Origin of the sequence: Sphingomonas lenta (assembly GCF_002288825.1) — a bacterium.
Lineage (GTDB): Bacteria > Pseudomonadota > Alphaproteobacteria > Sphingomonadales > Sphingomonadaceae > Sphingomonas > Sphingomonas lenta.
Window position 1 is genome coordinate 439,886 of sequence record NZ_NSLI01000004.1, and the last position, 20,025, is coordinate 459,910.

17 protein-coding genes are annotated in these 20,025 nt (G+C 71.9%); 13 read left to right on the plus strand and 4 right to left on the minus strand.

Annotated elements, in window-relative coordinates; all coding sequences use genetic code 11:
• Positions 1-485: 485 nt before the first annotated feature.
• Entirely contained in the window at positions 486-1,115 is a 630-nt protein-coding gene (locus tag CKY28_RS14325) for a trimeric intracellular cation channel family protein (protein ID WP_095999032.1), read from the plus strand.
• Here CKY28_RS14325 and CKY28_RS14330 read toward each other — a convergent pair.
• Positions 1,112-1,642: an arsinothricin resistance N-acetyltransferase ArsN1 family B gene (locus CKY28_RS14330; protein ID WP_095999033.1), complete on the minus strand. Its 531-nt coding sequence runs from the start codon at positions 1,640-1,642 to the stop codon at positions 1,112-1,114. The two genes, CKY28_RS14325 and CKY28_RS14330, sit on opposite strands and share 4 nt — an antisense overlap.
• Entirely contained in the window at positions 1,639-3,516 is a 1,878-nt protein-coding gene (gene sppA / locus CKY28_RS14335; RefSeq protein ID WP_095999251.1) for a signal peptide peptidase SppA, read from the minus strand. Before sppA ends, CKY28_RS14330 begins: the two co-directional genes overlap by 4 nt.
• A 262-nt stretch (positions 3,517-3,778) precedes the next feature.
• Between sppA and CKY28_RS14340 the strand changes: the two genes are divergently transcribed.
• The 6 genes from CKY28_RS14340 to CKY28_RS14365 all read left to right on the plus strand — a co-directional run bounded on the left by CKY28_RS14340 (position 3,779) and on the right by CKY28_RS14365 (position 9,155).
• Positions 3,779-5,182, plus strand: coding sequence for an MATE family efflux transporter (locus CKY28_RS14340; protein ID WP_095999034.1), 1,404 nt, complete (start codon positions 3,779-3,781; stop codon positions 5,180-5,182).
• A gap of 126 nt (positions 5,183-5,308) precedes the next feature.
• A complete protein-coding gene (gene groES, locus CKY28_RS14345; RefSeq protein ID WP_095999035.1) occupies positions 5,309-5,596 on the plus strand; it encodes a co-chaperone GroES in 288 nt (95 codons plus the stop codon).
• A gap of 65 nt (positions 5,597-5,661) precedes the next feature.
• On the plus strand, positions 5,662-7,299 hold the full coding sequence (gene groL, locus CKY28_RS14350; RefSeq protein WP_095999036.1) for a chaperonin GroEL: 1,638 nt from the start codon (positions 5,662-5,664) through the stop codon (positions 7,297-7,299).
• A gap of 193 nt (positions 7,300-7,492) precedes the next feature.
• Complete coding sequence (locus tag CKY28_RS14355) at positions 7,493-8,053, plus strand: Uma2 family endonuclease (RefSeq protein WP_176473109.1); 561 nt, start codon at positions 7,493-7,495, stop codon at positions 8,051-8,053.
• A 38-nt stretch (positions 8,054-8,091) separates the two neighbouring features.
• The gene (locus tag CKY28_RS14360) at positions 8,092-8,562 is read left to right on the plus strand and encodes a DUF3429 domain-containing protein (protein ID WP_095999038.1); all 471 of its coding nucleotides are present in this window, start codon (positions 8,092-8,094) and stop codon (positions 8,560-8,562) included.
• On the plus strand, positions 8,559-9,155 hold the full coding sequence (locus CKY28_RS14365) for a glutathione binding-like protein (RefSeq protein ID WP_095999039.1): 597 nt from the start codon (positions 8,559-8,561) through the stop codon (positions 9,153-9,155). The genes CKY28_RS14360 and CKY28_RS14365 overlap by 4 nt, the downstream gene beginning before the upstream one ends.
• Here CKY28_RS14365 and CKY28_RS14370 read toward each other — a convergent pair.
• Positions 9,139-10,188 (minus strand): mannose-1-phosphate guanylyltransferase/mannose-6-phosphate isomerase, encoded by a 1,050-nt coding sequence (locus CKY28_RS14370; RefSeq protein WP_281253250.1) that lies wholly within the window; start codon positions 10,186-10,188, stop codon positions 9,139-9,141. The genes CKY28_RS14365 and CKY28_RS14370 overlap by 17 nt on opposite strands.
• Before the next feature lie 130 nt (positions 10,189-10,318).
• Here CKY28_RS14370 and CKY28_RS14375 point away from each other — a divergent pair, with 130 nt between their 5' ends.
• The 4 genes from CKY28_RS14375 to CKY28_RS14390 are packed head-to-tail and all read left to right on the plus strand — an operon-like array spanning position 10,319 to position 16,988.
• Positions 10,319-11,707 (plus strand): TIGR03013 family XrtA/PEP-CTERM system glycosyltransferase, encoded by a 1,389-nt coding sequence (locus CKY28_RS14375; RefSeq protein ID WP_095999040.1) that lies wholly within the window; start codon positions 10,319-10,321, stop codon positions 11,705-11,707.
• A gap of 7 nt (positions 11,708-11,714) precedes the next feature.
• Positions 11,715-13,697, plus strand: coding sequence for an XrtA/PEP-CTERM system histidine kinase PrsK (gene prsK / locus CKY28_RS14380; RefSeq protein WP_095999041.1), 1,983 nt, complete (start codon positions 11,715-11,717; stop codon positions 13,695-13,697).
• Entirely contained in the window at positions 13,694-15,046 is a 1,353-nt protein-coding gene (gene prsR, locus CKY28_RS14385; RefSeq protein WP_095999042.1) for a PEP-CTERM-box response regulator transcription factor, read from the plus strand. Before prsK ends, prsR begins: the two co-directional genes overlap by 4 nt.
• Positions 15,039-16,988, plus strand: a complete 1,950-nt coding sequence (locus CKY28_RS14390; RefSeq protein WP_095999043.1) for a tetratricopeptide repeat protein — start codon at positions 15,039-15,041, stop codon at positions 16,986-16,988. Before prsR ends, CKY28_RS14390 begins: the two co-directional genes overlap by 8 nt.
• Here the strand turns inward: CKY28_RS14390 and CKY28_RS14395 are convergent.
• Positions 16,985-18,772 carry an ABC-F family ATP-binding cassette domain-containing protein gene (locus CKY28_RS14395; RefSeq protein WP_095999044.1) on the minus strand — a complete coding sequence of 596 codons (1,788 nt, stop codon included), beginning with the start codon at positions 18,770-18,772 and terminating at the stop codon, positions 16,985-16,987. The genes CKY28_RS14390 and CKY28_RS14395 overlap by 4 nt on opposite strands.
• A 100-nt stretch (positions 18,773-18,872) precedes the next feature.
• Between CKY28_RS14395 and CKY28_RS14400 the strand changes: the two genes are divergently transcribed.
• Together CKY28_RS14400 and CKY28_RS14405 are read left to right on the plus strand one after the other, a co-directional pair.
• Positions 18,873-19,163, plus strand: coding sequence for a PepSY domain-containing protein (locus CKY28_RS14400; protein WP_176473110.1), 291 nt, complete (start codon positions 18,873-18,875; stop codon positions 19,161-19,163).
• A gap of 16 nt (positions 19,164-19,179) precedes the next feature.
• Complete coding sequence (locus tag CKY28_RS14405; protein ID WP_095999046.1) at positions 19,180-19,842, plus strand: response regulator transcription factor; 663 nt, start codon at positions 19,180-19,182, stop codon at positions 19,840-19,842.
• Positions 19,843-20,025: the final 183 nt, after the last annotated feature.

Sequence of the window (20,025 nt, forward strand, 5' to 3'; positions counted from 1 at the left end):
CGGCGTTCTTTCAGGCGCGGCGCGCTCCGGGTCCGGATCGAAACGGCCACGCGGTCGCCCGCCCCCACGCAGGCGCCGTACGGCCGCGAAGGTCCAGACAGGCGGAAAGGCCAGGGTCCCCCATGATCCGCCGGCCTGATCGCCTGCCGCTCGAGCGGCGCGACCTGCGGCATGCCCCCCATGGCGGCCGCGCGGCGTCGAATGGGCGGCGACCGGGGGTCGGCGGCGACGTCGGCCCCCATTTGCGTGGCGCGCAGGCGCGGCCACGCCCGCGCCGTTGCGCAGGCGAAGCCGCGCAGCGCGCTACGCGGCCGGCGGGTGGCCGGCCGAGCCGGCCATCTCGTCCGACGTCACGCGGCGGCTTCGCCGTCGCGGTCCGGACACCGACTTGCCACCGCTCCAAACATTACGGAGCTCGCGGGGCTCGGGCTCGTCGCTTCGATCCGTAGTTTCCCGGATCGGCCCGCACGGCTAGGTCCACTGTCATGCTCACCCCCTCCGCCGTGCTCCCCATCGCGCTGCCCTGGCTGGACGCCGCGGGGCTCGCCGTGTTCGCGGCGTCGGGGGCGCTGGCGGCGGCGCGGCGGGGGCAGACGATGGTGACGCTCTGCTTCTTCGCGCTCGTCACCGGGGTCGGCGGGGGCACGGTGCGCGACCTCCTGATCGGGGCGCCGGTGTTCTGGGTGCGCGACGCATGGCCGGCGGCGCTGTGCCTGCTCGTCGCGGTCCTGATCTGGGTGACGCCGGAGCGCTGGTGGCGGGGCGACGCGCTCGACTGGTTCGACGCGGTGGGGCTGGCGGCGTACGCGGTGTTCGGCGCGGCCAAGTCGCTTAGCCTAGGCGTGCCGCCGGTGCCGGCCGCGCTGATGGGCGTGGTGACGGCGTGCGTAGGCGGCATCCTGCGCGACGTTCTGGCGAGCGAGCCGTCCATCCTGATGCGGCCCGAGCTCTACGTCACCGCCGCCGCGCTCGCCTCCGCGCTGTACGTGGTGCTGGTCTCGCTCGGCGCGCCGCAGGTCCTCGCGGCGGCGCTGGCGGCGGGGGCAGGCTTCGCGCTTCGGGCGGCGGCGATCCGCTGGCGGCTGGCGCTGCCGGCCTATCGCGGGCGGCGCTAGCGGAAGGGGCGGGGAGGGCGCGGCGGGTCGCCGGGCTCGGCCAGCGGGCGCTGCCAGACGCCGACATCGATCCAGCGGCCGTGTTTCCAGCCGACTTGCTCGTTCACGCCGACGAAGCGGAAGCCGAGCCGCTTGTGCAGGCCAACCGACGCCTCGTTCGGCAGGGCGATGATGCCGACGGCCTGGGTGAAGCCCTGCCGCGTCAGCCGGTCCAGCAGCTCGGCGTAGAGCGCCCGCCCGCACCCACGGCCTTGCACGTCGGCGGCGACGTACACCGTCGTCTCCACCGCCCAGGCGTACGCCGCCCGCGTCCGGAACGGGGACGCGTAGGCGTAGCCGCACACCGCGCCGTCCGCCTCTGCGACCAGCCACGGGTGACGGTCGCCGCCCGCCGCCATGCGGCGCGCCATCTCGGCCGCGTCCGGCGGCTCCAGCTCGAACGAGACGACACCGTCGGTGACGTATGGCGCGTAGATGGCCGCGAGCGCGGCGGCATCGTCCGGCCGCGCGGGCCGGACAATCGTCACCAGCCCAGCTTCGCCATCACCAGGTCGAGCAGCCGCAGGTCGTCCGCGCGCGCCGCCGCCGGGCCGAAGCCCACGCATTCCAGGCACCGCGCCTGCACCGTGCCCGCGGCGAGCAGGCCCCGGGCGTCGGCCAGCGCGCGCGCGACGAGCGCCCGGCGCTCGGCGGCGATGCGGCCGAACGCGTCGCCCGTCGGCGCGCCCGCGTCCTCGTCGTCGCCGCCGAACGAGCGCGCGAGCTGCGCGGCGAAGCCCGGCTCCTTCTCCAAGTACACGGTGCGGACCGAGCCTGCGTCGAGCCGGGCGCGCCGCGCGGCTTCGGCCACCGCCTCCTCCAGCCCGCCGAAGCGGTCGACCAGGCCCAGCTGCCGCGCGTCCGCACCCGACCAGACGCGGCCCTGGCCGACCTGGTCGACGCGTTGCGGCGTCATGCGCCGCGCCTGCGCCACGCGCGCGATGAACTGGCGATACCCGTTCTCGATGCCCGCCTGCAGCACGGTGTCGACCACCGGGTTGGTGCCCGCCAGCAGGTCGGGCTGGCCCGACAAGGGCGTGGTGCGCACGCCGTCGGCGTTGACGCCGATCTTGGCCAGCGTCTGCTCGAAGGTCGGCAGCACGGCGAAGATGCCGATAGAGCCGGTGATCGTGCTCGGCTCGGCGAAGATCTGGTCGCCCGCGGTCGCGACCCAGTAGCCGCCCGACGCCGCGAGCCCGCCCATCGACACGACCACGGGCAGGCCGCGGCGTTTGCCCTCGAGGATTGCCTGGCGGATCCGCTCGCTCGCCAGCGCCGATCCGCCGGGCGAGTCGACGCGCACCACCAACGCCTTTAGGTCGTGCTTCTTCAGGCCGTCGAGCACCGCCTTGGCGATCGTGTCGCCCGCGGCGCTGCCCGGCCCGGCGCGACCGTCGACGATCGTGCCCGCTACCGTGACGACGCCGATCGCGTCGCCGCTGGACTTGAGCGGGTTGGCCGCCAGGAACTGGTCATAGCCGATGCGCTTGAAGCCGATCGCGGTCTTGGACGTGTCCTCGCCCGCGAGCTGCGCCACGCGCTTGGTGAAGGCGATGCGGTCGCCCAGCCGGTCGACCAGCCCCGCGCGCCGGTTCGCCTCCGCGATGTTACCGCCGGCCGCGACGATCACCTGCGCGGGCTGGGCCAGGAACTGGTCGATCCCCGCCCGCGGCCGCGCGCGGCGCACCGCCTGCCGCCACTCCTCCAAGATGTCGCCGTAGACCGCGCCCAGCGCTTCTTTCGACTCCGGGCTCTGGTCGGTGCGGGTATAAGGCTCGACCGCCGACTTGTAGGTGCCGACGCGATACACGTGCGCGGTGACGCCCAGCCGATCAAGCAGACCCTTCAGATAAGGCTGCGTGCCGCCCGGCCCGGCGAAGATCGTGCCGCCCAGCGGGTCGACCCACACCTCGCTCGCCGCCGACGCCAGGCGATAACCGCCGTCGGTGTAGCCGGTGGCGTAGGCGAGCACGTGCTTGCCGCTGCCGCGCACGCGCAGGATCGCGTCCTGCACTTCCGCCAGCGTCGCGGGATAGCCGCCGCCGAAGCGGTCGAGGTCGAGCACCACCACCTTGACGCGCGCGTCGGTGCGCACCGCGTCCAGCACGCGCACCACGTCGCGCAGGCGGTACTCGCGACCGACCTGCTGGCCCGACAGCGCGGCGAAGGGCGACACCTCGGCGGGCTGCTCGACGATGGGCCCGTTCAGGTCGAGCACCAGCGCGCCCTCGCCGAACGCGCGGCCGCCCGGTCGGGCGGTCAGCGCCGCGAACAGCAGCCCGAAGAAGAGCAGCATGAACAGGAGGACGAGCCCGTCCTTGATCCCCACCAACAGCTGCCAGGCGCCGCGTACCAGCTTCACGTGTTCGATCTCCTCGGACGGGACGCGTCCGCTTGCGGACATAGTAGGCGGAGGTGTCATAGGCCCGCAAGACGCTTTCTTGTTCCTCCCCCGCCCACGGCGGGGGAGGGGGACCGCGCCAGCTTGCTGGCGTGGTGGTGGGGGAACAGGGCGATGCCGTATCCCGTAGCTCCCCCTCCACCGCCTGCGGCGGTCCCCCTCCCCCGCTGCGAGCGGGGGAGGAATTGAGTAGGCGGAGACCCTCCGCTACGCACCCCGCCTCATGTCCGCGCCCGTCCCCCTCCCCGCCGCGACCGGCGTCGCGCCCGCGTCCGCCCGCGCGGAGCTGGGCGAGCTCGTGCGGCTGGCGGGGCCGCTGGTGGTCGCCAACCTGCTCCAGATGGCGGTGTACGCGGTGGACGTGGTCTTCGTCGCCAGGCTGGGCGAGGTGGAGCTCGCCGCGGCGACGCTGGGCGTCTACGTCTACAGCGTCGTCATGTGGGCGCTGGTCGGCATGACGGGCGCCGCCGCCCCGCTGATCGCGGCCGAGCTGGGCGCGCGCGCCAACGCGGTGCGCGAGGTCAGGCGCTCGTTCCGCATGGCGCTGTGGCTCACCGTCATCGCGGCCGCGCCGTTCCTTCTGCTGCTCGCGAACGGCGAGGCGCTGCTGCTGCTGGCGGGCCAGGACGCGCGCGTCGCTAAGCGGGCGGACGCGTTCATGGACATCCTGCTCTGGGCCATGATCCCCGCCGTCGCCGCGTCCGTGATGCGCACCGCCGCGGCCGCGCTCGGCCGGCCGGCCTACGCCATGGCGGTCAACGTCATGGCGCTCCTCGTCGCGGTCGGGGCCAACTGGCTCCTCGTGTTCGGCAACCTCGGCTTTCCCCGGCTGGGGCTGGAGGGGTCCGCGCTGGCCAGCGTCCTGACCACGGTCGCGATGTTGTTCGCTTATGCGGCGATCCTGCTGCTAGACCGCAGGCTGCGGCGCTTCCGCCTGTTCGGCCGCTGGTGGCGGGCCGAGTGGGCGCGCCTGCGCGAGATCGTGAAGCTCGGCGTCCCTATCGCGCTGACGCTCACCTTCGAGGGCGCGCTGTTCGGCGGCGCGGGGTTCCTGATGGGGCTGATCGGCGTGATGGAGGTCGCGGCGCACGCGGTCGCGCTCAACATCGCCGCCATCGCCTTTCAGGTGCCGTTCGGCATTGCGCAGGCCGCGACGATCCGCGTCGGCTTAGGTTACGGCGCTGGCGACCGGGTCTGGATCGCGCGCGCGGGGTGGGTCGCCCTGGGCGTGACGGTCGGGTTCATGGCGCTGACGGCGGCCGCGCTGCTCCTGTTCCCGCGCCTGTTCGTCTCGGCGTACGTCGACGCGGGCGCGGCCGGGAACGCCCGGCTCGTCGCGCTCTCCGTCCAGCTGCTCCTCGTGGCCGCCATGTTCCAGCTGTTCGACGGGGGCCAGGTGGTCGCCGCCGCCGTGCTGCGCGGCCTGCAGGATACGCGCGTGCCGATGATCGTGGCGCTGTTCGGCTACTGGGTCGCGGGCTTCGGCACCGCCGTGCTGCTCGGGTTCCAGGCGGGCTGGGGCGGGACCGGCATCTGGTGGGGGCTCGCGATGGGCGTGGCGGTCGTGTACGGGCTGCTGCTCTGGCGCTGGGCCGCGCGCGAGCGACTCGGGCTGTTGCCCGCCTGACGATCCGTTCAGAAAAAGCGCTCGGCCCCTCTTGAATTGTCCGATCGACGGGAGCAAATCCGCGTCCGTTGGCACTCCCGCAGGGAGAGTGCTAAAAACTGTCACATTCGGAAAAAGGGCAAGCCCATGAACTTTCGTCCGTTGCACGACCGCGTGCTGGTGCGCCGCGTCGAGGCCGAGGAGAAGACCGCCGGCGGGATCATCATCCCCGACACCGCCAAGGAGAAGCCGCAGGAGGGCGAGATCGTCGCCGCCGGCACCGGCGCCCGCAACGAGCAGGGCCAGGTCCATCCGCTGGAGGTCAAGGCCGGCGACCGCATCCTGTTCGGCAAGTGGTCGGGCACCGAGGTCCGCGTCAACGGCGAGGACCTGCTGATCATGAAGGAGTCGGACATCCTCGGCATCGTCGGCTGAGGCCCTCCCAATACCTGATTCCGTGTCAAACTCGTCAAACTCACTCAGACTGAAAGGGTAGCCACATGGCAGCCAAGGACGTGAAATTCTCGCGCGACGCGCGCGAGCGGATCCTCAAGGGCGTCGACATCCTGGCCGACGCGGTCAAGGTCACGCTGGGGCCGAAGGGCCGCAACGTCGTGATCGACAAGAGCTTCGGCGCGCCACGCATCACCAAGGACGGCGTCACCGTCGCCAAGGAGATCGAGCTCAAGGACAAGTTCGAGAATATGGGCGCGCAGATGCTGCGCGAGGTGGCGTCCAAGACGAACGACATCGCGGGTGACGGCACCACCACCGCCACCGTGCTCGCCCAGGCGATCGTGCGCGAGGGCATGAAGTCGGTCGCGGCCGGCATGAACCCCATGGACCTGAAGCGCGGCATCGACATGGCCGTTCAGTCGGTCGTCGAGAACATCAAGGGCCAGTCCAAGGACGTGGCCGGCACGCAGGAGATCGCCCAGGTCGGCATCATCTCCGCGAACGGCGACCGTGAGGTCGGCGAGAAGATCGCCGAGGCCATGGAGAAGGTCGGCAAGGAAGGCGTCATCACCGTCGAGGAGGCCAAGGGTCTCGAGTTCGAGCTGGACGTCGTCGAGGGCATGCAGTTCGACCGCGGCTACCTGTCGCCCTACTTCATCACCAACCCGGAGAAGATGACGGTCGAGCTCAACGACCCGTACATCCTGATCCACGAGAAGAAGCTCTCCAACCTCCAGGCGATGCTGCCGATCCTCGAGGCGGTGGTGCAGTCGGGTCGTCCGCTGCTGATCATCGCGGAGGACATCGAGGGCGAGGCGCTCGCGACGCTCGTCGTCAACAAGCTGCGCGGCGGCCTCAAGGTTGCGGCCGTCAAGGCGCCGGGCTTCGGCGACCGCCGCAAGGCGATGCTGGAGGATATCGCAATCCTCACCGCCGGCGAGATGATCTCCGAGGACCTCGGCATCAAGCTGGAGAACGTGACGGTCGGCATGCTCGGCACCGCCAAGCGCGTCACCATCGACAAGGACAACACCACGATCGTGGACGGCGCGGGCGACGAGACCGCCATCAAGGCGCGCACGGAGGCGATCCGCCAGCAGATCGAGAACACCACGTCCGACTATGACCGCGAGAAGCTCCAGGAGCGCCTGGCCAAGCTCGCGGGCGGCGTGGCCGTGATCAAGGTCGGCGGTGCCACCGAGGTCGAGGTGAAGGAGCGCAAAGACCGCGTCGACGACGCGCTGCACGCGACCCGCGCGGCCGTCGAGGAGGGCATCGTCCCCGGCGGCGGCACCGCGCTGCTCTACGCCACCAAGGCGCTCGAGGGCCTGAAGGGCCAGAACGACGACCAGACCCGCGGCGTCGACATTATCCGTCGCGCGCTGCAGGCCCCGGTGCGTCAAATCGCCCAGAACGCCGGCCATGACGGCGCGGTGGTCGCGGGCAAGCTGATCGACGGCGGCGACGCCACGCTCGGCTTCAACGCCCAGACCGACACCTATGAGAACCTGGTCCAAGCCGGCGTGATCGACCCCACCAAGGTCGTCCGCACCGCCCTCCAGGACGCGGCGTCGGTCGCCGGCCTGCTCATCACCACCGAGGCCACGGTGGCCGAGCTGCCGGAGGACAAGCCGGCGGCCGGCGGCATGCCCGGCGGCGGCATGGGCGGGATGGACTTCTAAGCCGACGCGGCCTGGCGCCAGCCACGCTGGCCCAGGACTCGCGAAGGCTCGGCCGGCGGGCTGCTGGCCAGTCCAGCAGTCCCGTCCGACGTCCAGCGCGGGCTTCGCCCGCGCCAGCCCACCGAACGAAGGAAGGGCCGGAGCACCCGCTCCGGCCCTTCTTTTGTCGGGCTGAGCGGAGTAGATGGTCCATATGGCTTCCATCGCGCTCGATCCCGCCTACCGCCGCGTCTCCGTCGAGGAGTTCCTCCGGATGGACTTCGGCGACGCCAAGGCGGAGCTGGAGGACGGCATCATCTTCATGATGGCGGGCGGCACGCCGGAGCACGCGCTGATCGCGGCCCGCCTAATTCGGCATCTCGGCAACGCGCTCGACGGCTCGGGTTGCGAGCCGGTCGGTTCGGACATGCCGCTCCGGACGGAGGAGCGCACGATGCGCTTGCCGGACGTGAGCGTTTATTGCGGCCCGATCGGCCGGCCAGAGGACCCGGGGCGCGCCGGACCAGTGGTGCTGATCGAGGTGCTGTCGCCCTCCACCTCCGACCACGATCAAAAGGTCAAGCTGCTGGAATATCAAGCTCTGCCCAGCGTTCGAGAGATCATGTTCATCGACCCGATCACGGGGGCGGTGCGGGCGGTGCGCCGGTCGGACGACGACGGGTGGTCCGACCGGTGGCTCCGCGGCGATGAGCAGCTAGAGCTCCGCTCGCTGGGCGTGTCGCTTACGCGGGCGGAACTCGGCCTTCCTGATTGAGTCGCAACTCTCCCGTCCTGCGGCACGTTACCCGGCCCATGCCCGCCCGCGCCGACGACCCCCGCATCCCCGTCAACAGCGCGGTGCTCGGCTACGGCCCCATGCTCCCGCTCGTCGTCGCCGCGCTCGGCGCATGGTTCGGGGCGGGCATGCTGCCGGAGTTCGCGCTCCGGCTGGCGATCATCTGGGCGGCGCTGGTGCTCGCCTTCATCGCGGGCGTGCGGCGCGGGTTCGGCTTCGGCGTCGACCGCGCTTCGACCTGGTCCGAGATCGCGAGCTCGACGACCTACTTCGCGCTCGCCGGCCTGGCGCTGGTCGCGCCGCGCGCGGACTGGGCGCTCATGCTGCTCATCGGCGGCTACCTGTTCGCCGCCTGGGCGGACCGCCGCGCCGCGCTGGCGGGAAACGCGCCGCTCCATTTCGCGCGGCTGCGGCCGCCGCAGCTCGTGCTTGGCGCGGCGGCGCTCGCCGCGCTGCTCGCCTGGTTGTTCTCGGGAGGAACCGAATGAAGCTCTACTACAGCCCCGGCGCATGCAGCCTCGCCGACCACATCGCGCTCCACGAGGCCGGCATGGACTTCGAGCACGAACGCGTCGACCTGAAGTCGAAACGGACGGAGCACGGCCGCGACTATCGCGAGGTGAACCCGAAGGGTTACGTCCCCGCACTCCAGCTCGACTCGGGCGAGGTGCTCACGGAGAACGTCGCCGTGCTCGACTGGATCGCGCATCAATCGGCGACGCTGAAGCCCGAAGGTCCGCTCGGCCACACGCGCCAGATCGAGGCGCTCGCCTATATCGGCGGCGAGGTGCACAAGGCGTTCGGCCCCATGTTCAAGGGCGGCTCCGACGAGGACAAGGCGCGCGCGAAGGAGCAGGTCGCCGACAAGCTGCGTTTCCTGGCCGGCCGGATGCGGGGCGAGTATCTGCTCGGCGACCGGCCGGGCGTCGCCGACTTCTACCTGTTCGTGATGCTCACCTGGGCGCAGAAGCAGGGCATCGACACGCCGGAGCCGCTGGCGCGCTTCCGCGACAAGCTCATGGCGCGCGACTCCGTCCGTACCGCCATGGAGCATGAGGGGCTGCTCAAGAGCCCTTCATAGCCTCGATCAGCTTCTTCACCTCCTGGCTGCGCCCGCGCGGCAGGATCAGCACGTCCTGCCCGCTGGCGACCACGATCAGGTCCTCCACGCCGACCAGGGCGACGCGCACGCCATCGCTGCGCACGAGGCAGTTCTTCGTGTCGATCGCGATCACCTGGCCGCCGTGCGCGTTGCCGGCCTCGTCGCGTTCGCTGATCTCGTGGAGCGCGTCCCAGCTGCCCACGTCCGACCATCCCATCGAGACGGGGACCACCGCGACCCGGTCGGCCTTCTCCATCACGGCATAGTCGATCGAGTCCGCCGGCGAGGTCGCGAAGGCGTCGGCGTCCGGGAAGATGCGCCCGCCCTCGACGCGCGCGCGCGCAATCGCGTCCTGTGCCGCGACCAGCATGCCCGGCGCGTGCGCGGCCAAGGCGGCCAGATACATATCGGCGCGGAACAGGAAGATGCCGCCGTTCCAGACATGGTCGCCCGACGCCAGCATCTCCTCCGCCCGGTCGCGCGGCGGCTTCTCGACGAAGCGGGCGACGCGGTGGACGCCCGGCGCGACCTCCTCGCCCACCTGCATCCAGCCATAGCCCGTCTCCGGCCGGTCGGGCGTGATGCCGAAGGTGACGAGCCAGCCCTGGTGCACGAGCGGCAGCGCCGCCTCAATCGCGCGGTGGAACGCGTCCACGTCGCCGATGACGTGGTCGGACGGCATGACGAGCAGCGGCTCGGGCCCGCCGCCCGCCGCCACCGCGGCGAGCGCGATGGCGGGCGCGGTGTTGCGGCCCATCGGCTCCAGCACCAGCGCCTGCGCGAGCGCCTCGGCTTGGGCCAGCTGCTCCTCCACCATGTCCGCGTGCAGGGCGTTCGCCACCACGATCGGTCGGGCAAAGCGCTCGCCGCAGGCGCGCCTGGCCGTCAGCTGCAGCATCGTTTCCTCTGCCGTCAGGCTCAAGAGCTGCTTGGGCCGCTCGGGCCGCGACATGGGCCATAGCCGCGTGCCCGATCCGCCCGACAGGATCACCGGGATGATGGTGTTCGTCACTGACTCGTTTCCCTTCGCATCTCGCGGCTTCCTAAGTCGTTTCGTGTCCGAAAGCGACCGCTTCACCCTTTGTTAGTCCCGCCGTGCGACATGGCCTGTCGGAAAAGCTTACACGGTCAGGGGCCGCGCGGTGATCAGGCTGTTCAAGCATTACGTGCCGCACACGGTGCTGCTGCTGGGGTTGGTGGACGCGCTCTGCCTGCTCGCGGCCGGCGAGCTGGGCTGGGTGCTGCGCGCGCGGCAGGCCGACATCGACGCCGGCACGGTGACGGACCGCCTGCCGCAGCTGCTGATCTTCACCGCAGCACTCCAGATCGCGCTGGTCGCCGTCGGAGCCTACTCGGCGGCCTCGTTCCGCTCCTTGCGCTTTGCCGCGGCTCGGCTGGCGGTCGCGGTGGCGCTGGGCCTGCTCGGGCTGTCCGTCATCTTCTTCCTAGTTCCGTCGGTCAGCTTCTGGCGGTCGAACCTGCTCTACGCCCTGCTCATCGCCGCGGCGCTGCTGGTGGCGGTGCGCGCCGCCCTGGGCCGGGCGCTCGGGAGCGACACGTTCAAGCGCCGCGTCGTGGTGCTGGGCGCGGGCGCGCGTGCGGCTCGGATTGTTGAGTTGGCGGGGAGGCCGGGAGTTAATTTCGTCGTGGCGGGGGTGGTGGCGATGGGGGAGGCGCGGCCGGTCGTCGCGCACGCGACGCCGCGCGACGCGATCCCGAGCCTGGCGAGCCACGTCGTCGACCTCCACGCGAGCGAGGTGGTGCTGGCGCTGGAGGAGCGGCGCAACGCGCTGCCGGTCAAGGACCTGCTCCGCGTCAAGACGACCGGCGTGCAGGTCGTCGACCTTTCGAACTTCCTGGAGCGTGAGACGGGGCGCATCGATCTGGCGAGCGTGAACCCGTCCTTTCTCATCTTCTCGGACGGCTTCGCGTCGGGCCGCATGCTGTCGAGCATGGTCAAGCGCGCGTTCGACGTCGCGGCCAGCCTCCTGCTGCTCCTGCTGACGTTGCCGGTGATCCTCGTCACCGCGCTCCTCATCAAGCTCGAGTCGCCCGGTCCCGCCTTTTACCGCCAGCGCCGCGTCGGCCTATTCAACGAGCCGTTCGAGATCATCAAGCTGCGCTCCATGCGCCAGGACGCGGAGGTGGGCGGCCGCGCGGTGTGGGCGGCGGAGGACGACCCGCGCGTGACGCGCGTCGGCCGGATCATCCGCAAGATACGCATCGACGAGCTGCCCCAGGCCTGGACCGTTCTGAAGGGCGAAATGAGCTTCGTCGGCCCCAGGCCCGAGCGGCCGCAATTCGTGTCCGACCTGGAGAACCACCTGCCCTTCTACGCCGAGCGGCACATGGTGAAGCCCGGCATCACCGGCTGGGCGCAGATCAACTACCCCTATGGCGCGTCGATCGAGGACGCGCGCGAGAAGCTGGAATACGATCTCTACTACGCGAAGAACTATTCGCCCTTCCTCGACCTCCTCATCCTGCTCCAGACGCTGCGGGTCGTGATCTGGCCGGAAGGCGCGCGGTGAGGGCCGCATGACCGCCGGGCTGATCCTCTGGACCTATGCGCTCGCCGCGCTCTTGTTCGTCGTGCTGGCGCTGTCGAGCGCGCGGGCGGGCGCGCCCCGGATCGTCCCGGCCGCGTTGTGCGTCACCGCGACCTGGCTCCTGGCGGTGGCCGGGCTGGGACCCGCGCACGTCGCCGCCGGCCTGGCGGAGGGCGCGCGCGACCTCGTCTGGCTCCTGGCGGCGCTGCGCATTGCCCGGGACGACGCCGACGGGCGCGGCCCCGCCCGGCTCCTGGCGTTCGCGCTCGCTGCCGGCATCCCCGTCGCGCTGATGGTGACGGCGGTGGTCGGCGCGCCCGCGCCCGTGCAGCTCGGCTCGCGCATGCTGATGGCGCTCGCGGGCGTGATCCTGCTGGGCCGCGCGGAGGGGCGGCGGGGTCCGGAAGAGCGACTGACCGCCGCGCTCGCGATGCTATGGGGCGTCGATCTGTTCGTGATCGCGCCCGGCTTCCTGATCGGCTGGACGCCCACGCTCGTGCTCGCGCGCGGCGTCACGATGCTCGGCGTCGGCGCTGCCTTCGCGCTCGCCGCGGCGCCGCGCGGCGACCGCAGCTTCGGCCTGTCCCGCGGATTGCGGCTGCGCGCGATCGTCGGCGCGGCGCTGTTCCTCTATATGGCGGCGGTGGTCGCCGCCACGGGCTGGGCGGCCGACCTCCCGCCGACCGAGGCCCGCATCGCGCAGACCGCGATCGTGGTGGGCGCGACGACGACGCTAGCGGTGCTCGCCTCCACCTCCTGGCTGCGCGCCTGGACGCGCGTGGTCGTCGAGAAGCACCTGTTCGGCCACCGCTATGATTACCGATCCGCCTGGGCGCGGTTCACCGGCACGCTCGGCCGGCCGGGCGAGGACGGGCCGCTTCCCCAACGCGTCGTCCAGGCGGTCGCCGACCTGGTCGACGCGCCCGCAGGGCTGCTGCTCGCGCGCGGCGATGACGGACTGGAGCCCGCGGCGGGCTGGCGCTGGGAGGAGGGCGGGGCCGCGCCGGACCTGCCGCTCGCCGAACATCTGGAGCGCACGGGCCGGATCGTCGAGCTCGACCGCGTGCGCGACGGCCTGGCCCCCCCGGAAGAGCGCGCGGCGGTGCCGGCGTGGATGACGGCGCGCGCCGAGGCTTGGGCGCTGGTGCCGCTGACGCACCTGGGCGTGCTGGTCGGCGCGATCCTGCTCGCGCGGCCGCCGGTGGCGCGGCCGCTCGACTGGGAGGATCTCGACCTGCTGCGCCTCGCAGGCGCGCAGGCGGCGAGCTACCTGGCCGAGGATCGCGCGCACGTCGCGCTCGCCGACGTCGAGCGCTTCGACGAGTTCAACCGGCGCTTCGCCTTCATCCTCCACGACATCAAAAACTTGGTGAGCCAGATGAGCCTGGTCGCGCGCAACGCCGAGCGGCACGGCGACGACCCCGCGTTCCGCGCCGACATGGTGGCGACGCTGAAGGACTCGGCGGAGCGCATGACCGCGCTCGTGCAGCGCCTGACGCACCGCCCCGCCGCGGCGGCCGGCGTCGCCGAGCCGGTGGATCTCGCGCACTTCGCCGAGCAAGCCGCGCGGTCGCGTCGGGCGCAGCATCCCGTGGTCGCCCGAACGAACGGGCGTCCGTTTGCGCTCGCCGACGCCCAGGCGCTCGCTCAGGCGCTCGGCCACCTCGTCCAGAACGCAGTGGAGGCGAGCCCAGCGGGCGTCGCGGTCGAGATCAGCGCGCGTGTCGAGGGCTGCCGCGCGGTGGTCGAGGTCGCCGACCGGGGCTGCGGCATGTCGGCGGCGTTCGTCCGCGACCGGCTGTTCCGACCGTTCAGCTCGTCCAAGCCCGGCGGCTTCGGGCTGGGCGCGTTCGAGGCGCGGCAGCTCGTCCGCGCGATGGGTGGCGCGCTGGAGGTGGAGAGCCGCGAAGGGGAGGGGACGCGCTTCCGCATCGTCCTGCCCGCCGCGCCCGAGATGGAACAAGCGGCATGACCGACAAACCCGTGCTCCTCGTCGTCGAGGACGATCCCGGCCTGCAGCGCCAGCTGAAATGGGCCTATGACGATTACGAGGTCGTCGTGGCCGGCGACCGCGCGTCGGCCATCGACGCGCTGCGGCTGCACGAGCCCGCGGTGGTGACGCTCGACTTAGGGCTGCCGCCCGACCCCGACGGCGTCGCGGAAGGCTTCGCCTGCTTGGCCGAGATCTTGGCGCTCAAGCCCGACACCAAGGTCGTCGTCGCGTCCGGCCACGGCGCGCGCGAGAGCGCGTTGAAGGCGATCGCCGACGGCGCGTGGGACTTCTACTCCAAGCCGATCGACATCGACCAACTGGGCCTGATTGTGTCCCGCGCCTTCCACGTCCACGCGTTGGAGGCGGAGAATCGGCGGCTGGCCGCGCAGGGTGCGGCGGGCGGCTTCGGCGGCCTGATCTACGCCTCGCCCGAGATGGGGAAGGTGACGCGCACGCTGGAGCGCGTCGCGCCCGCCGACGTGTCGGTGATGCTGCTGGGCGCGAGCGGGACGGGCAAGGAGCTGCTCGCGCGCGGGCTCCACGACGCGAGCCCTCGCGCCGCCGGCCGTTTCGTCGCGATCAACTGCGCCGCCATCCCCGAGACGCTGCTGGAAAGCGAGCTGTTCGGCCATGAGAAGGGCGCGTTCACCGGCGCGGTGCGCACCGTCGAGGGCAAGATCGAGCAGGCGAGCGGCGGCACCTTGTTCCTCGACGAGATCGGCGACGTGCCGCTGCCCATCCAGGTCAAGCTGCTGCGCTTCCTGCAGGAGCGCGTGATCGAGCGGGTGGGCGGACGCAAGCCGATCCCCGTCGACACGCGCGTCGTCTGCGCGACGCATCAGGACGTGGACGCGATGGTCGCCGACGGGCGCTTTCGCGAAGACCTCTATTATCGGCTCGCCGAGATCGTCGTGCGCATCCCCAGCTTGCGCGAGCGGTCGGGTGACGCGGGGCTGCTGGCGCGGCATTTCGTCCAGCGGCAGGCGCAGGCGCTGGGCCGCGACGTGGTCGGGCTCGCGCCCGACGCGGCGGCCGCGGTCGACGCCTGGAGCTGGCCCGGCAACGTCCGCGAGCTGGAGAACCGGGTGAAGCGCGCCGTCATCATGGCGGAAGGCAAACGGATCACGGCCGCCGACTTGGACCTGGACGGCGGCGAGGCGGACGACGCGCTCCTCAACCTGCGCGCCGTGCGCGAGGGCGCGGACCGCCGCGCCATCGCGCGGGCGCTGGCGCGCGCGGAGGGCAATATCTCCGGCGCGTCGCGCCTGCTCGGGATCAGCCGACCCACCTTGTACGACCTCCTGAAGAGCTACGACCTCCATGGCTGAGGCCACTTATCCGCTGCTCCGCCGTCGGCGTCGCCGGTTCAAATGGAAGCTGCCGCGACTGCACCGTCGTGCGCGGCCGATCGCGATCGCGCTGCTCGCGTTCCTGGGCGTGATGGCGGGCGTGTACTCCGCCACCCGGCCCGCGCCGGTCGACATGGCCCAAGCGCTCGCCGCGAGCCGGCGCACGCTCGCCGAGGGCAACTACAACGCGGCGCGCCACAACGCGCAAGCCGCGCTTCGAACCGACGGGAACTCGGTCGAGGCGCAGCTGCTGCTCGCCCGCGCGTTCCTGGAGCTGGAGGACGGCGGCGCGGCGCAGGCGGCGCTGACGCGCGCGCGCGAACTCGGCGTACCCGCCGGTGCGTTGCACCACTTGGTCGCGCACGCGCTCGTGCTGCAGGGCGACGCCGTCGGTGCGATGCGCGAACTCGATCACGCGCCGGCGGAGCATGCTGGCTACGCCGCGCGCATCCGCGCCCGCGCGTTCGCGGCGCAGGGCAGGCGGGGCGCGGCGCTCGAAACGCTGGAGGCGCTGGTCCGGTCGGACCCGAACGACGCGCGCGCTTGGGCGGACCTCGGACGCCTGCGCTTCTCGGGCGGCGAGGTGGGCGCGGCCGACGAGGCGGCGAGCCGCGCGGCGACCCTCTCGCCCCACGACCCGCACGCGCTGACGCTTAAAGGCGAGCTGGTCCGCGCCCGCTTCGGGCAGCTCGCTTCGCTCCCCTGGTTCGAGGCGGCGCTGAGGCGCGACGCGTATCACTATCCCGCGCTGATCGAGTACGCCGCGACCCTGGGCGAGCTCGGCCGCCACCGCGACATGCTCGCCGCAGCCCGCGCCGCCGCGCTCGCCGAGCCGGGCGCGCCGCAGCCGCTCTATCTGCAGGCGGTGCTCGCCGCGCGCGCGGGCAATCACGAGCTCGCCCGCGCGGTGCTGGGCCGCGCCGGGTCCGACGTGGAGTCGATGCCGGGCGGCGCGCTGCTCGCCGGCGCGCTCGAATACGCCGCGGGCCGCTATGGCGGCGCGGTCGAGCGCTGGCGCGCGCTGCTCGAGCGCCAGCCGATGAACCTGCGCGTGCGGAGCCTGCTCGCGGCCGCGCTTCTCCGCTCGGGCGAAGCGGGCGCGGCGCTCGACGTGCTCGGTCCCGTGCTGGAGCGGGCCGACGCCGACCCGTACGCACTCAGCGTCGCCGCGCGCGCGGCTGAGGCGCGGGGCGACCGCGTCCGCGCCGCGGCACTGCTCGACCGTGCGGCGCGCGGCGGCCAGGCTCCCGCCGCGGTGTTCGCGAGCCCCGACGCGCCCGTCGCGCTCGCCGCCGCGGCCGCGAGCCGCCCGAACGACCCGACCTTCGCGCTGGGCCTAATCCGCGGGCTGGCGGACGGGGGCAGGGGCGCCGCCGCCGTCCAGACCGCGCAGGCGCTCGTCCGCGCGGCGCCCGGCGCGCCCGCGGCGCATGTCGCGCTCGGCGACGCGCACGCGGCGCTCGGGCGCTGGGGTCAGGCCGCCGACGCGTACCGCCGCGCCGCCGACCTCCGCTTCGACGAGCCGACTCTGCTCCGCCTCGTCGACGCGCTCGGCCGCGCCAAGCGGATCGACGAGGCCGCGGCCGCGCTGTCGCTCTTCCTATCGCAGAACCCGCATAGCCTGCTAGGCCAGCGCCTGCTCGGCCAATGGCAGCTCGGCACGGGCGACGTGGAGGCCGCGATCGAGACGCTGGAGGGCGTGCGCGCCCGGATCGGCGCGACCGACGCCGGCCTGCTCGCCGAGCTCTCCCGTGCCTACGCCGCCGACGGCGATGGCACGGTGGCGCGACGCTACGGCGCGGCGGCGTACCGGCTCACGCCGATGAACCCGGCCGTCGTCGCCTCCTACGCCGCCGCGCTGGAGGCTGACGGGAACCCGAAGGGCGCGGCGCAGCTCCGGGCGAAGCTGGCGCGGCTCTAGGCCAGCGCCTCCACCTGCTCCGCCAGCTCCAGCCAGCGGAGCTCGGCGGCGTCCTTCTCCTCGCGGGCGCGTTCGATCGCCTTCATGAGCTTGTCGAAGCCGGCGGGGTCGCGGGCGTAGAGGTCGGGGTCGGCGAGCTTGGCCTCGTCGCGCGCGATGGCGGCGTCGATCTCCTCGATGCGCTTGGGCAGCAGGTCGTAGTCGCGCTGGTCCTTGTAGGACAGCTTGGCGCGGGCGGGCCGCGTCGGCGGCTCGGCCGCGGGCGACGGCTTCGACGCGGCGGGCCTGCGCGCCTCGACCCGCGGGCGGCGCTTGGCGACCCAGTCCTCGTAGCCGCCCGCGACCACGTCGACGAAGCCGCTGCCGTCGAGCCCCAGCGTCACCGTCACCGTGCGGTCGAGGAAGTCGCGGTCGTGGCTGACGATCATCACCGTGCCGTCGTAGTCTGCGATCACCTCCTGGAGCAGGTCGAGCGTCTCCAGGTCGAGGTCGTTGGTCGGCTCGTCGAGCACGAGGAGGTTGGACGCGCGGGCGAACTCGCGCGCGAGCAGCAGCCGCGACCGCTCGCCGCCCGACAGCGTGCCCACGCGCGCGTCGGCGAGACTGGGGTCGAACAGGAACTCCTTGAGATAGCCGTGGACGTGCTTCTTGATGCCCCGGACCTCGATCCAGTCGCCGCCCTCCGCCAGCACGTCGCGCACGCGCTTCTCGGGGGCCATCAGCGTGCGTTGCTGGTCGATGACCACGCCGTCCAGCGTCTTGGCGAGCGTGACGCCGCCCTCGTCAGGCTCGACCTCGCCGGTGAGCAGCTTGAGCAGCGTCGTCTTGCCCGCTCCGTTCGCCCCGACAATGCCGATGCGGTCGCCGCGCGTGACCTTGAAGGTGAAGTCGCGGATGATGGTGCGGTCGCCGTAGCGCTTGGTGACCTTGTCCGCGGTGATGACGGAGCGGGTGCGGACGTCGTCCGACTCGATGGCGAGCTTGGCCGCGCCCTGCGGCCCGATCATCGCGGCGCGTTGCGCGCGCATCTGATTGAGCTTCTCGAGCCGCCCCTGATTACGGCGGCGCCTGGCGGTGACGCCGCGCTGGAGCCAGTGGAGCTCGAGCTTGAGCTTGGCGTCGAGCTTTTCCGCGGCGCGCGCCTCCTCGGCGTACACCGCCTCCGTCCAGGCTTCGAAGCCGCCGAAGCCGACCTCGTTGCGGCGCAAGGAGCCGCGGTCGAGCCACAGCGTCTGGCGCGTGAGGCGGGTGAGGAAGGTGCGGTCGTGGCTGATGACGACGAACGCGCCCGTGAAGCGCTTCAGCCAGTCCTCCAGCCACTCGATCGCGGCGAGGTCGAGATGGTTGGTCGGCTCGTCGAGCAGCAGCACCTGCGGCTCCTGCGCCAGCGCGCGCACGATCGCCGCGCGGCGGCGCTCGCCGCCGCTCGCCGAGGCGGCGTCGCGCGACAGGTCGATGCCGAGCTGGTCGGCGATCGCGGCCGCCTCGTGCGCGGGCGGGGCGTCCGAGCCGCTGAGGACATAATCCTCCAGCGTGGCGTGGGCGCGGAGGTCGGGCTCCTGCTCCAGGAGTACGACGCGCGTGCCGGGCACGATCGTGCGGCGGCCCTCGTCGGCCTCGATGCGGTCGGCGATGAGCTTCAGGAGCGTCGTCTTGCCCGCGCCGTTGCGCCCGATCAGCGCCAGGCGGTCGCGCGCGCCGATATGAAGGTCGAGGTGGCGGAACAGCCAGCCGGAACCTTGGATGAGCCCGAGATCTTCGTACGACAGAACAGGTGCGGCCATGCGCGTGCAGCTAAGGGGGAGGGACCCGGACGGCAAGTTGCGGGTTCCTGTCGGCCCCATTCACAGCATGTTCAAAGCCTTGCGCGTAACGATCGGAATTATGACCAAGTTGGCTTACCTCCTGCTGATCGGGCTCGCCGTGCCGACGGCCGCGCCCGCGCAGCACCACCGCGACCAGCGCCAGGCGTTCGAGGCGCGGCGCGAGGGGCGCATCCTGCCCGTGCGCGAGATCGAGCGCCGCGTCGTGCCATCCATGGGCGGCGCGCAATATATCGGCTTCGACTTCGATTCCGGCGCGGCGGTTTACACGCTCAAGTTCCTGCGCGATGGACGGGTGATCTGGGTCGACGTCGACGGCCGCACCGGCAACGTCCTCGGCCGCACCCGCTGATAAAGGGGATCGGATTTTGCGCGTATTGATCGTCGAGGACGAGCCCAACCTAGGCCAGCAGCTCAAGAACACGCTGGAGGGCGCGGGCTACGCCGTCGACCTCGCGACCGACGGCGAGGAGGGGCACTTCCTCGGATCGACCGAGAGCTACGACGCGATCGTGCTCGACTTGGGGTTGCCGGAGATCGACGGGCTGACGGTGCTCGACCGCTGGCGCAAGGAGGGCCGCACCGCGCCCGTCCTCGTGCTGACCGCGCGCGACAGCTGGTCGGACAAGGTGGCGGGCCTCGACGCGGGTGCCGACGACTACGTCGCCAAGCCGTTCCAGACCGAGGAGCTGATCGCGCGGCTCCGCGCGCTGATCCGCCGCGCGTCCGGCAACGCGTCGTCTGAGCTCACCGCCGGCGACATCCGGCTCGACACGCGATCGGGCAAGGTCACCCGCGCGGGCGAGCCGGTGAAGCTGACGGCGCAGGAATACAAGCTCTTGAGCTACCTGCTCCACCACAAGGGCAAGGTGGTCAGCCGCACTGAGCTGATCGAGCATATTTACGACCAGGATTTCGACCGCGACTCGAACACGATCGAGGTGTTCGTGACGCGCATCCGCAAGAAGCTGGGGCAGGACGTGATCACCACGATCCGCGGGCTGGGGTACAGTCTGGACGAGCCGGCTTGAGGGGCGGCACCTTCCTACCTCGTCACCCCAGCGACGGGCCCCAGCAAAGTAGTACTTTGCTGGGAACCCAAAGCTGGGGTCGTCATGGGAGAGCGTACCCGGCCCGAACCGCGCGATCCCAGCTTTCGCTGGGATGACGTTTGGTGGCGTTGTCGGTCGAGACCTCTAGAGCCGCAAGTACGA